The following is an 11,982-nucleotide window of genomic DNA, read 5'->3' as shown; positions in this document are numbered from 1 at the left end:
CCCGCCCGGAGCGATCATTGGACGACATTCAAGACAGATTATCCGCAAGCGAGCTTGCCTCGTTCTTCAACGAACTTGCCGACGTCGCCGGTAGGATCGCCGTGACGCACTTCCGCTCCAGCGTCGACTTCGAACGCAAGCAGGATCTGACGCCGGTCACGATCGCCGATCGTGCGATCGAGATGGAGCTGCGGCGACTGATCGGCGCGCGCTTCCCCGATCACGGCATCCTCGGCGAGGAGACGGGATCGACTGCCGGGGACCGCTACACCTGGTATCTCGATCCGATCGACGGAACGAAGAGCTTCATCTCCGGCATGCCACTGTTCGGCACGCTCGTCGCGCTCGCCGACGAGAAAGACGGCTCGGTCGCCGCCGGCATGATCGATATGCCCGCGCTGGCGGAGCGGTGGTACGGCACCCGGCAAGGCACCACCTTCAACGGCAAGCAGGCAAAAGTGAGCCGCACGACGCGACTGGAAGACGCACAGATCTACACGTCATCGCCGGACTTCTTCACGCCGGACGACTGGGCTCGCTACGACGCGCTGAGCCAGAAAGCCATGTTCCGGCGATTTGGCGGCGACTGCTACCAATATGGCCTGCTCGCGTCCGGCCACTGCGATCTCGTGGTCGAAACCTCCCTAAAGTCGTTCGACTTCATGGCGCTGATTCCGGTGGTCGAGGGCGCCGGCGGCATCGTCCGCGACTGGCAGGGGCAACCGCTGTCGCCGGACTCCGATGGCCGGGTCATCGCGGCTGCGAACGACAGCCTGCTCGAGCAGGCACTCGCGATCCTCGATCAATAGTTTGCGGAAACCATCCTGCGGCTCGGCTCAGACGAGACGCAACCAGCCGTCCCAGCGGGGATCGTACATCACGTCACGGGCGCGCATGTATTTCCAGACGCCGTACTTCTGATAGTCGAAATCCCAGTCCTTGAGCTTCCGGTTCACGACCGCCCATGACGCCCATTTCATGTCGGCGAGCGCCCGGTTGAGGATCACGCGCGCGACCATCTGCGGCCGCGCCTCGCCCAGATATTGCTCGATCAGGGCCTCCGTCAGATGCTCGTCGAAGAACATCTCGGCGAACAGGACGCCGAGCTCATAGCTACGCTCGTTGTTGGAAGCGAACTCGTAGTCGATCAGCTTCATCGGCTTTGGGGCGCCTGATTCCGCCGAGATCAGGAAATTGCCCGGCATCGGATCGTTGAAGCACGGCACAAGATCGAGACCCGACGCCAGGAACGCCGACTTGGCCTGATTGTAGCGATGCATCAGCCAGGGCATGTCCTGCGGGAAATGCGCGCCGAGCTCCCTGCCCTGCTCGATATGTTCCTCGATCATGTCGAAGATGGTCTTGGTCTGCCCGAGCTTCGGGCCGGCATGCAGGCGGCGGTAAAGGTCGAGCACGTCGGCCTGGATGGTGGCATCGCCGAAATCGGCATTGGTGCAGGCGCGATAGCCTTCGAGGAACTCGCTGATCTCGAGCCCGTCCGCGGCGTCGAAAAAGATCACCTCGGGCGCAACGCCCATGGCGTGGGCGTTGCGCGCAGCCTCGTTGGCGGTCACGCGATCGATGAACATCTCCGAGCCCTCGCCGGGCACTTTGATGAAGTAGCGCCGTCCATCGCCGGATATCTCGACCAGCCAGTTCTGATTCATGAGGCCGCCGACCAGCGGGGTATAGGCCGCCCCCTTGCCGTGCCATTGCGGCACGCGGGCGATCGCCGCCTCGACATTGCGCTCGTGGACTGTCGCTCCCTCGCCGAGCTTCCTGCGGACAGTCATGCGATCCTCCGAAGCATCTCGCCAAAGCGCGGCTCCCGGACCGTCATGCGGCAACGCACGAAGCGCCAGCTGGCGAACTTGTAGAACTCAAAGGTGTTGCGCGCCGACCGCGCGGCGAGCACGGCGCCGATCAGGCCCCAGCGCAGATCATCCGCCACACCGTAGATGCGGGCGCGGCTGAATGCGCACTCGTCGAACCCGCCGGCATTGCGGCTGAAGGCCTCGCGCGCCTCCGGCTCCTGCGCGAAGGCTTCGACGAGGAAGCTGCCGAGGTCCTCCAGCGGGTCGGCCGTCGTGGCGCGATCCCAATCGATCAGGCGAACCTCGCCGGTGTCGCTGATCAGGATGTTCGAGACATTGCCATCGCCATGGATTGGCACCGGTTTGATGTCGAGTTTCCTCAAGGCATCGGCCGCAAAACGCAGCTCCTTGACCAGCCATTCCGCATCCGAGGGCAGTTGCGCCTTCGCGGCCTTTGCCGCCTCGTAGAAATGCTCGATCTCGTCGAAGACTCCCATGCGCCGCGGCAGAGGCGCCCCTGCCTGGAACAGTCGCCGCGCCGCGATGACCGCGTCGACGATCTTCGGCTCCAGCATCCGCTCCAGCGTGCCGACCCGCCAGCCACGGTTGAGATCCTCCATGACCAGAAGTCCCGCGTCCGGATCCGCCGCAAGCACCTTGGGACCGATACCGAGATCGGATGCGCGCCGGGCCGCCTCGAAGGCGCAGGCAACGTCGATGTAGAGCTTGGCATCCACATCCATGCTCTTGATGAAGATGCTCTCGCCGCTTCCATTCCTGGTGGCGCGCCAGGGAGCGCCGTCGACCCCGCGCCAGCTTGGCGAGGCGAGGACCGGAATGGCGGGCTCGATCACGATATCGCCCGTCCCCCATCCCGGGAGCCCGGCAATGTAGTTCCGGACCGTGGCGATTTGCGTTCCAGACTGGTTCATGACGACTTCTGATCTCTCGCGGGTGTCATTCGGCCCGCTTATCGCGGGCCTCCCGGTTTGATGACAAATTCGATCAAGACAGATGCAAAGGGGATGCCTCGCACTCCACCAAATCATGCCCTTGCGGCAGCGGCACTACCCCGACGGGGGCGACTTTCGCTATCCGGACACTGATCCAAAACACCATTTGTCGAGGCCAAGATGTCTGCTGCGGAACTGATCGGGATGAGCCTTGCGGGGCTGACGGAGGCCTACGCATCGCGCGCATTGTCGCCGGTGGAGGTGTTGCGAACCGTGCTCGGCCATGCCGAGGCGGTCAATCCCGCGATCAATGCGCTGTTCTGCTTCCGTCCGGAGCAAGCCATGGCAAGCGCGCAAGGCTCGGAAGCGCGATGGAAGGCGGGAGCGGCGCTGGGTCCGCTCGACGGCGTCCCCATGACCGTCAAGGACAGCGTCGCCATGATCGGCTGGCCCTATTTTCACGGCATCGGCGCCAACCGTGCCCTGCCGTCCTCCAACTACGATTCGCCGCCGGCGATCGCGCTCCGCGAGGCCGGCGCCGTGATCTTTGCCAAGACCACGATGCCGGACTGCGGCCTGATGGCGTCGGGCATCAGCTCGCTGCACGGCGTTACCCGCAATCCCTGGGGGCTCGCCTGGAATACCGGCGGCTCGTCGGCCGGCGCAGGCGCCTCCGTCGCCGCCGGCGCCGGCTATGTTTCCGTCGGCACGGATATCGCGGGCTCGGTCCGCCTTCCGGCCGCCCATTGCGGACTGGCCGGACTGAAGCCGACCCATGGCCGTGTGCCGCATTTGCCGGCCGACACCATGCGCATGGCAGGCCCGATGGGCCGCAGCGTGGACGATATCGCGCGCCTCCTGACCGTGCTGACGCGGCAGGACGAGCGCGACACCTGGAGCCTGCCCGCCGATGGCGTGCGCTATCACGAGCATCTGAAGCGCGACGTGAAGGGACTGAAGATCGGCGTCCTCACCGACATGGGCTTCGGCATGAAGGCGGAGGCGGCGGTTCGCAGCGCGGTCGAAGCGGCCGGCAAGCTGCTCGCGGGCGCCGGCGCGATCGTCGAGCCGTTCACCTCTCCGCTCACCGACGACGCCTATGCGCCGATCGACCTGTTCCTCCAGGTGCGCGGCTATCTCGAATATGCATCGCTGCCGCCGCATGGCGACACCGCAGGCGACATCAATCCCTACGTTCGTGCATGGTGTCTCGCAGGGGCGAAACATTCGGGCGCCGACCTCTACCGAGCGCTGGGCCAGATCGGCAAGATGAAGGCGGCGATGCTCGCGGCCTTCGAGGGCTGGGACTATGTCATCGCCCCGACGCTGCCGGTGGTGAATTTCCCGGCCGAGGAGCCCGGCGTGTCGCGCGAGATGCCGCTCGCGCACACGCTGTTCACCGCAATGTTCAACCAGACCTGCCAGCCCGCCTCCACCGTCTGCATGGCATTCGATTCCCGCCATTTGCCGATCGGCGTCCAGGTGACCGGGCACCGCTTCGACGATCTCGGCGTGCTGCAGGTGACCAAGGCGCTGGAAGACATGCGCTCGTTCGCGATGAACTGGCCGTTCAAGCCGCGCCCCTGAGCGCTCAGGCCGCGGCCTGCGCCGGCTCGCCGTCGAGGAGGTGGCAGGCGGCAAAGCGCCCCGGCGCGCGTTCGACCAGATTCGGCGTCTCCAGCCGGCAGCGGCCGAATGCCTTCGGGCAGCGCGAGGCAAAGCTGCATCCCGCCGGGATATCGATCGGGCTCGGCGGCTCGCCCTCCAGCAGGAAGTCCGCGGGGTTGAACGGCTTCTCCTCCAGCGTCGGGGCGGCCGAGAGCAATGCCTTGGTGTAGGGATGCTGGGGATCGAAGAACAGCTCGCGGTTGTCGGCGATCTCGACCATCTCACCGAGATACATCACGGCAATGCGCGTGCAGACCCTGCGCACCATTGCGAGATCATGGGAGATGAAGACATAGGTGAGGTCGTTCTTCTCCTGCAGCTTCGAGAACAGGTCGATCAGCCTGGACTGCTCGCGCTGATCCAGCGCGGACAGGGTTTCGTCGAGGATCAGAAGCTTGGGATCGAGGATCAGCGCGCGCGCGATCGAGATACGCTGGCGTTCGCCGGTGGAAAGCGCGTTCGGTAGCTGGTCGTAGAGCTCGGCGGCGAGACCGACTTCGGCCATCGCTGCGATGACCCGGCTGCGCAGCTCCGCGCGGGCGACATTGCCGCGGATCAGCAGGCTCTCCTCGATCATGCGGCCGACGGTGGTGCGCGGCGGCAGCGCGTTGTACGGATCCTGCAGCAGCAGCTGGAATTCGTTGCGCGCACGGATCAGCTGGCGCGGCGACAACGTCCCGAGCGACGTGCCATTGAGGACGATGCTGCCGTTGTCGGGAACCTCCAGCCAGGCCAGCAGGCGTGTGAGGGTCGACTTGCCGCAGCCGGATTCCCCGACGATGCCGAAATTCTCGCGCGGCATGATGTCGAGCGTCACGCCGCGTACTGCCTGCACGTTGCTGTAGGTATTGAACGTGCCCCGCTTGCGTGCGCGATAGGTCCGAACAACGTGTTCCACCTTCATCAGGGGCAATTCGTCTTGCGCTTTGCGGCGGGCCGGCGGGCCCTCCGTGGTCGCCCACATGCGCGGCACGCTGGCAATGGCCTTGCGCGTGTAGTCGGTCTGCGGCGCGGCGAGCAGGTCGGCGAACGCCTGCTGCTCGACGAACCGGCCCTGATGGAGCACGGCCGTGCGGTCCCCGAACTGGCCGAGCGTGGGCAAGGACGACGAAAGGTAGATCGTCGCCATCCTGTGGCGCAGGCACAGGTCGTGCAGCAGCGCGACGATCTGTGCCGCGATGGTGACATCGAGCGGCTGGGTAATGTTGTCGGCGATCAGGACGGCGGGCTCGGCGCAGATCGCATCCACGATCATCGCGCGCTGCATCATGCCGCCGGAGAATTTTGCCGGGTAGTCCCAATAGCGCTCTTTCGGCGATGGAATCCGGACCTCGCCGAGGAGCTGCACGACCCGCTCGCGACATTCGTGCGGATTCCATTCGGGCCTGACGCTGTGCAGCTTTTCCGCGATCTGGGTCCCGACCGGTATCGTCGGATCGAGCGAACTTTGCGGCTTGGAGCCGATATAGGCGATGTCGCGGCCGATCCGCACCTCGCGCGCCCCGGCGCCGAGAATGTCGTGGCCGGCGAAGGTGACCCGTCCGGAGCGATACGCCAGACTTTGCGGCAGCCAGTTCGCCAATGCGCGGCTGAGGACGGTCTTGCCGGCGCCGCTTTCGCCATAGATGCCGAAGATCTCCGACGTGTTGAGGCGGAAGGAGATGTGATCGAGGATCGGCGCGGCGCCCGGCGCCGAAGCACCGACCGTGAGGTCGTCGACCTCCAGAATGAGCGAGAGATCCATCTCAGAGACCCCCATAGATGCGGTTGCGCGCCTTCTCGAGCGCCGACCCCATCAGGTTGATCGAGGTAAGCGCGATCGCCAGGAACACGCCCGGCGTGGTCGCGATCCACCAGGCATTGATCAGGTATTTGCGGGAGTCGGCGATGATGCTGCCGAAGCTCGGCGTCGGCGGTTGGATGCCAAGCCCCAGGAAGCCGAGGATCGCCTCGAAGATCATCATGCGGGCGACGTCGAGCACGGCGACGAATGCGATCGGCGGCAGGATGTTCGGCGCGGCGAACAGAAACAGGATCCGCCAGTCCCCGGCGCCGAGCACGCGCAGGCCGCGAACATATTCCTTGCCGCGCTCGGTGACCGCGGCGCTGCGCGCCACACGCGCGTAGAGCGGCCAGCCGGACAGCGCCAGCACGATGATGATGGTCGGCACCGTCGGCCGCGACACGCCGAGAATGGTGATCGCCAGGATGATCATCGGAATCGACAATTGGGCATCGGTGATCCGCATGATGACGGTGTCCCACCATTTGCCCTTGAAGCCGGCAAACAGGCCAAGGCCGCAGCCGATGACGAAGATGAGCAGGACCGTGACGACGCCGACCAGCAGCGAATAGCGCAGGCCGATCAGGCTGCGCATCAGCATGTCGCGGCCGAGCTGATCCGTACCCAGCGGATGATCCCAGGTCCATTTGTCGCCGAGAAAGACCGGCGACATGAACTTGTCCTTCACCACCATCTTGGTCGCACTGATCGAGGACACCTCGGGATAGATGGCCGAGGCCAGCACCAGCACCATGAAGATGATGAAGCCGATCTTGAAGCTCGGCATGCGCCAGGCGGCGGCCATGATGCGGCGGTTGACCGAACGGGTTGGGGCCGCCGGTAAGGCGGGCTCCTCGGCGATGATCGTGGTGGCCGTCATGATCAGATCTCCACGCGGGGATCGATCAGATAAGCGACCAAATCCACGATGATATTGATGAAGACAAAGACGGCGCTGGTCGTGATGGCGATGCCCTGGATGACTGGAAAGTCGCGCCCGACGACGGAGACCACGGTCAGATTGCCGAGACCAGGATAATCGAAGATGTATTCGATCACGAGAACGCCGCCGATCAGCGTCGAAAGCTGGATCCCGAGCAGGTTGACCAGTGGCACTGCCGCGTTGCGCAGGGCGTGCGAATAGACGATGCGGCGGCGAGACAGGCCGCGCACCCGCGCCTCATCGATGAACGGCGCTTGCATGACCTCGCCGAGCGAGGTCGTCAGCGTGCGGATGATGAAGGGGGCGATCTCCACCGCGAGCACGAAGGCCGGCAGGATGACATAGGAAAATCCCTGGTAACCGAGCGCCGGCAGCAGCTTCAGTTTCACCGACAGAAACAGGATCAGAACGATCGCGAGCCAGAAATTCGGAATCGAGACGAACAGCGACTGCATTCCGAACGCCAACGCGTTCTGCCAGCGATGCTGGTGCAGCCCGCCCGCGATGCCAATCGGAAACGACAGCAGTAGCGCGAACACGAGCGCCATGCCGCCCAGTTGCAGCGTGAACGGCAGGCGTTCGAGGATGAGATCGATCACCGGCGCCATATCCGACTTGGTCGGGTCAACATACTGCCCGCCGGTCGCGATCATGCCGCTGCGCGGCCGCAAATAGGATTGCCCGAGATCGCCCTGTACCAGCCCGCGCATGTACCGACCATATTGCACGATGATGGGGTCGCGCAGCCCCATCTTGGTCGCGACCTTCTCGACCACGTCGGCCGGCGCCATGCCGCCGACGATCAGGCGCACGGGATCGCCCGGCACCACGCGCAGCAGCGTGAAGATGATCAACGAGGTGATGAAGACGATCAGGATGCCCTGCGCGATCCGCTTGACCAGGAATTCCAGGATCAACATCGCGAAGAGCTACCTTTGCAATTCATGAGGACCAGACCCGACCAGTCCGGCCTGCGTCCGCGAACCGGCAGGTCGGGCGTACCCGGCCTGCCGAGCAATCATCATGCCAGTGTTGCCTTGGTCATGTCCTGCATGCCGTTCGGATAGATGTACAGACCATCCAGCTTCTTGCTGTAGGCATGGATGAAGACCGAGGTGAACAACGCGAGCGCCGGAGCCTTCTTGGCGATGGTCGGCAGCGTCTCGGTCTGCAGGATCTTCTTGCGCTCCTCGATTGTCGTGGCGTTGCGCTCCTTGTCCAGCACTGCGTCGATGTCCTTGTCGACGATGCCGGTGATGCGCTTGGAGGAGGAGTGGAAGTGGGTGCGCAGGACGAGATCCGGCTCGGGCGAACCGGTGCACCAGCCGCAGTCGATCATGTTGCCCTCACCGCCGCCGGGCTTGTCGTAAAGCAAATTGCCCCACGCCGCGACTTCGAGCGTCTGCAGATTGACCTTGAACCCCTGCTCCTGGAGCATGCCGGTAATCAACTCGGCATATTCCTTCGTCTTCGGATAGAAGCCGACCGACGTGTAATAGGTGAGCTCGGGCAGGCCCTGGCCTTTGGGGAAGCCGGCCTCCGCGAGCAGCTTCTGCGCCTTGTCCGGATCGAATTCAGGATAGTCGGCCACCTCGGCATAGCCGAACTTGACCGGCGAGATGTGCGCCTTGGAATAGATGCCGGAGACGCCGAGCACGTCGAGCACCTGCTTGCGGTCGATCGAGTAGCATGCGGCGAGGCGAATGCGCGGATCGTCGAACGGCTTCTTCGAGCAGCGGAAGAACAGGTATTTGTTCTCGACCGAAACCGCCTTGTGGATGCTGAAGCGGGCATCCTTCGAGATGGTCTCGACCTGCTCCTGCTCGAGCCGCTCGATGATGTCGGCCTCGCCGTTCAACAGCGACAGCGTGCGCGTCGTGGTGTCACCGACGAAGTGATACTCGACACCCGGGATCTTCGCTGCGCCGAGGAAGAAGTCGGGATTGGCGGCGAGAACGGTGGTGTCACCTTTCTGCTCGACATATTTGTAGGGGCCCGTGCCGTTCATGCGCGCCGAGAGGTGCGCCTTGTTGGCAACGTCCTTGGCCGACATGATCGGCAGGAAGGACGACAGGTAGTAGTAGAGCGTCGCCGGATAGCCCTGCGCCTTGGTGTTGATGTGGCAGGTGTAGTCGTCGACGACGTCGACGGTGACGAGACCGGGGTACCACTGCGCCGGACGATCGGGTTGGCAGCCATATTCATAGGTCGCCTTGACGTCGGCCGCTGTGAACGGGGTCCCGTCATGAAATTTGACGCCCTTCCTGAGTTTCACCTCCATCGTATAGGTGTCGATGGGCTTCATCGATTCAGCCAGCTCGAAGATCAGCTCGTCCGGCTTCTCCGGCCGCATCGGCGCCCGCGTCAGATAGCCGAACACAAAGCCCTCGACGATGAGCTGGCCGAGATTGGTATGGGTGGTTGGGTCCCAGTTGCCGGTCAGCGCTTCCGCGCCAAGAAAGCGCAGTATCTTGCCTTCGGCGGCAAAGGCGGAATTCACAAGAAAGTCGGGATTGACCCGCCCGAAGCCGAACGCCGCGGCCCCGGCCAGTCCCCCCAACATCAAGTCTCTGCGGTTGATCATATGGTAATCCCTCGATGATTTCGGCAACGCTGAAACTGCTCTCGAGGCCGCAAGGCACTCAGCCGTTTCGATCGTCTTGCACAAATCGTGGCTTTCACGCCTGCAAAGCCTAGACCAAAGGCCGCAATCGCCCGATTCCTGCTGCTCCACGATTCCGTTGCTGACACTCCCGGGGCGCCGCAGTCGCGCACGGAGATTTTCCGCTCCCGGAAGCATGGCGCACAACAGCAAGGCAAGGACGCCTCTCCAATGTGCAGCACACAAATGATGGATGCACAGAGCAGCAACGCCATGCCGGTAACCATATGATCACGCTCGCGGAACTGAACGGAATCCCAGCATTGGAACAGCGTGTTGCTCCGGCCGACCATCCCATTCGCGGCATCATCTCGGATCTCGACGGCGTCGCCTATCGCGGCGACACTCCGATCGAAGACTCCGTCAAGGCATTTCGCGGATGGAGCGAGCGGGGCCTGCCCTACGCGTTCGTCACCAACAATTCGACGAAATCCGCCGCGCAATTTGCCGCCAAGCTGAGCCGCATCGGCATTCCGGCCGAGCCGTCACAGGTCTTCACGACGATTTCGGCGGTCACGTCCCTGCTCGAACGGCGCTGGCCGCGCACCACGCCCGTGTTTGCGATCGGCGAACGACCACTGCTCGAGGCGATCGAGGACAGTAGCTATCGCCTGACCTGCGTCGAGCCCAAGATCGTCGTGCTCGGATTCGATGCCGCGCTCGACTACGCCAAGCTGCGCACCGCGGTCAGGGCCGCACTCGCCGGCGCAACCGTCATCGCCACCAATCCCGATGTCCTGACGCCGGTTCATGACGGCTACGATCCCTGCGTCGGCGTGATCACGGCCGCAGTTGCCGCCGCCGTGCCCAATACCAAGCCGATCGTGCTAGGCAAGCCGCAACCGTTCCTGATCGAACAGGCGCTGGCGCATCTCGGCACTGCCCGGCATGAGACCGTCATGGTCGGCGACCAGCTCGGCACCGATATCGCGGCAGGAAAGGCCGCCGGCATGCGGTCGATCCTGCTCGCCAGCGACGTCCCTTTCAATGCGGTTGCGGGCGTCGTCCCCGATCGCATCATCGCGAGCCTTCTTGACCTCGCGCCCCCCGAGGCGGCCGGTTGGCCGCGATGATGACTCCTGGCCTCATCGAGAGCATGCAGGCCTCTCTTGCCGCGAGCCTGCCGCGCTGGGGACTATCATCGCAATCGACGCTCGCCTTTCTCAGCCATTCCGAGAACACCACGTTTCTCGTGCAGGATCCGGCCTCGCGGCAAAAACTCGTGTTGCGCGTGCAGCGGCCCGGCTATCACTCGCCGGACGAGATTGCGTCCGAGCTCGCCTGGATCGACGCCTTGATCGCAGACAACGTGGTGCTCACGCCGCGCCCGGTCGCCGATCGGGAGGGACACCTGTTGTGTCCCATTCCCCTGAGTGGCGCGACGCGACACGTCGTTGCCTTCGAATTCCTCAGCGGCAAGGAGCCGGACGCCTCGGACGATCTGGCCACCTGGTTCGGCAAGCTCGGCGCGACCAGCGCGCGGCTTCACGCGCACAGCCGCCGATGGACAATGCCATCAACGTTCCAGCGCAAAGTCTGGGATTTCGATGCCATGCTGGGCCGCCGGCCACTATGGGGTGACTGGCGCGCCGGTCTTGGCCTGCGCGACGATGGCCGCAGGCTGTTGCAGAGGGTCGCCGACCAACTTGAACGGCGCGTCGAGGCTTACGGACGGGACGAGCAGCGGTTTGGCCTCGTTCACGCCGACCTCCGCCTCGCCAACCTGCTCGTCGAAGGCGACCGGCTCGGCGTCATCGACTTCGACGATTGCGGCTTCTCGTGGTTCTTCTATGACTTCGCCGCGGCCGTCAGCTTCATCGAGCACGAGCCGGTGATAGACCTGCTCCAGCAGTCGTGGCTTGCGGGATACCGGACCGTCGCACCGGTCTCGCGCGACGACGAGGCCATGCTGCCTGCGTTCGTGATGCTCAGGCGCATGCTGCTGACGGCCTGGCTCGCTTCGCATTCGGACACCGAAACCGCACGACGCCTCGGTACGGGCTACACCGACGGAACGGTCGCGCTCGGCGACCGGTTCCTGCGCGGATTGTGACGCGGAATTTCGGGACCAGCCGCGGCGCGCCTGCCCTCTTCTCCAGTGTTGTTGCTCCCGGACTCCAGAATGCCACAACAGATGTTTCCCCGCCGGCTTTGATCCG

At 64.2% G+C, this 11,982-nt stretch carries 10 protein-coding genes; 4 read left to right on the top strand and 6 right to left on the bottom strand.

The annotated features are described in order from the left end of the window. The first annotated feature begins 17 nt into the window (after positions 1 to 17). The gene (locus PMN64_RS07560; protein WP_411780254.1) at positions 18 to 809 is read left to right on the top strand and encodes an inositol monophosphatase family protein; all 792 of its coding nucleotides are present in this window, start codon (positions 18 to 20) and stop codon (positions 807 to 809) included. 27 nt (positions 810 to 836) lie between these two features. Here PMN64_RS07560 and PMN64_RS07555 read toward each other — a convergent pair whose 3' ends face one another. Next, positions 837 to 1,793 carry a phosphotransferase gene (locus PMN64_RS07555; RefSeq protein ID WP_411780253.1) on the bottom strand — a complete coding sequence of 319 codons (957 nt, stop codon included), beginning with the start codon at positions 1,791 to 1,793 and terminating at the stop codon, positions 837 to 839. Continuing rightward, a complete protein-coding gene (locus PMN64_RS07550; protein WP_411780252.1) occupies positions 1,790 to 2,746 on the bottom strand; it encodes a phosphotransferase family protein in 957 nt (318 codons plus the stop codon). The genes PMN64_RS07555 and PMN64_RS07550 overlap by 4 nt, the downstream gene beginning before the upstream one ends. A 201-nt stretch (positions 2,747 to 2,947) precedes the next feature. Between PMN64_RS07550 and PMN64_RS07545 the strand changes: the two genes are divergently transcribed. After that, a complete protein-coding gene (locus PMN64_RS07545) occupies positions 2,948 to 4,354 on the top strand; it encodes an amidase (protein ID WP_411780251.1) in 1,407 nt (468 codons plus the stop codon). Positions 4,355 to 4,358: 4 nt separating this feature from the next. Here PMN64_RS07545 and PMN64_RS07540 read toward each other — a convergent pair whose 3' ends face one another. The 4 genes from PMN64_RS07540 to PMN64_RS07525 form a co-directional block, all read right to left on the bottom strand. Further along, a complete protein-coding gene (locus PMN64_RS07540) occupies positions 4,359 to 6,179 on the bottom strand; it encodes an ABC transporter ATP-binding protein (protein ID WP_411780250.1) in 1,821 nt (606 codons plus the stop codon). A gap of 1 nt (position 6,180) precedes the next feature. Beyond that, positions 6,181 to 7,098, bottom strand: coding sequence for an ABC transporter permease (locus PMN64_RS07535; protein ID WP_411780249.1), 918 nt, complete (start codon positions 7,096 to 7,098; stop codon positions 6,181 to 6,183). Positions 7,099 to 7,100: 2 nt separating this feature from the next. After that, on the bottom strand, positions 7,101 to 8,081 hold the full coding sequence (locus PMN64_RS07530; protein ID WP_018272936.1) for an ABC transporter permease: 981 nt from the start codon (positions 8,079 to 8,081) through the stop codon (positions 7,101 to 7,103). Positions 8,082 to 8,182: 101 nt separating this feature from the next. Continuing rightward, positions 8,183 to 9,745 carry an ABC transporter substrate-binding protein gene (locus tag PMN64_RS07525; RefSeq protein ID WP_411780248.1) on the bottom strand — a complete coding sequence of 521 codons (1,563 nt, stop codon included), beginning with the start codon at positions 9,743 to 9,745 and terminating at the stop codon, positions 8,183 to 8,185. A 341-nt stretch (positions 9,746 to 10,086) separates the two neighbouring features. Between PMN64_RS07525 and PMN64_RS07520 the strand changes: the two genes are divergently transcribed. Both PMN64_RS07520 and PMN64_RS07515 read left to right on the top strand, forming a co-directional pair. Further along, entirely contained in the window at positions 10,087 to 10,896 is an 810-nt protein-coding gene (locus PMN64_RS07520; protein ID WP_411780247.1) for an HAD-IIA family hydrolase, read from the top strand. Beyond that, positions 10,893 to 11,876, top strand: a complete 984-nt coding sequence (locus tag PMN64_RS07515) for a phosphotransferase enzyme family protein (RefSeq protein WP_304496635.1) — start codon at positions 10,893 to 10,895, stop codon at positions 11,874 to 11,876. The genes PMN64_RS07520 and PMN64_RS07515 overlap by 4 nt, the downstream gene beginning before the upstream one ends. Positions 11,877 to 11,982: the final 106 nt, after the last annotated feature.

The sequence above is a fragment of the Bradyrhizobium sp. UFLA01-814 genome (genome assembly GCF_046718885.1).
GTDB classification, from domain to species: domain Bacteria; phylum Pseudomonadota; class Alphaproteobacteria; order Rhizobiales; family Xanthobacteraceae; genus Bradyrhizobium; species Bradyrhizobium elkanii.
The sequence above is the reverse complement of the archived record's forward strand: the minus strand, read 5'-3'. Positions and strand labels throughout refer to the sequence as shown.

Bases quoted from the DNA above. Each gene is read 5' to 3' on its own strand.
- PMN64_RS07555 (WP_411780253.1), bottom strand. From the start codon at position 1,793: ATGACTGTCCGCAGGAAGCTCGGCGAGGGAGCGACAGTCCACGAGCGC.
- PMN64_RS07550 (WP_411780252.1), bottom strand. From the start codon at position 2,746: ATGAACCAGTCTGGAACGCAAATCGCCACGGTCCGGAACTACATTGCC.
- PMN64_RS07545 (WP_411780251.1), top strand. From the start codon at position 2,948: ATGTCTGCTGCGGAACTGATCGGGATGAGCCTTGCGGGGCTGACGGAG.
- PMN64_RS07540 (WP_411780250.1), bottom strand. From the start codon at position 6,179: ATGGATCTCTCGCTCATTCTGGAGGTCGACGACCTCACGGTCGGTGCT.
- PMN64_RS07535 (WP_411780249.1), bottom strand. From the start codon at position 7,098: ATGACGGCCACCACGATCATCGCCGAGGAGCCCGCCTTACCGGCGGCC.
- PMN64_RS07530 (WP_018272936.1), bottom strand. From the start codon at position 8,081: ATGTTGATCCTGGAATTCCTGGTCAAGCGGATCGCGCAGGGCATCCTG.
- PMN64_RS07525 (WP_411780248.1), bottom strand. From the start codon at position 9,745: ATGATCAACCGCAGAGACTTGATGTTGGGGGGACTGGCCGGGGCCGCG.
- PMN64_RS07515 (WP_304496635.1), top strand. From the start codon at position 10,893: ATGATGACTCCTGGCCTCATCGAGAGCATGCAGGCCTCTCTTGCCGCG.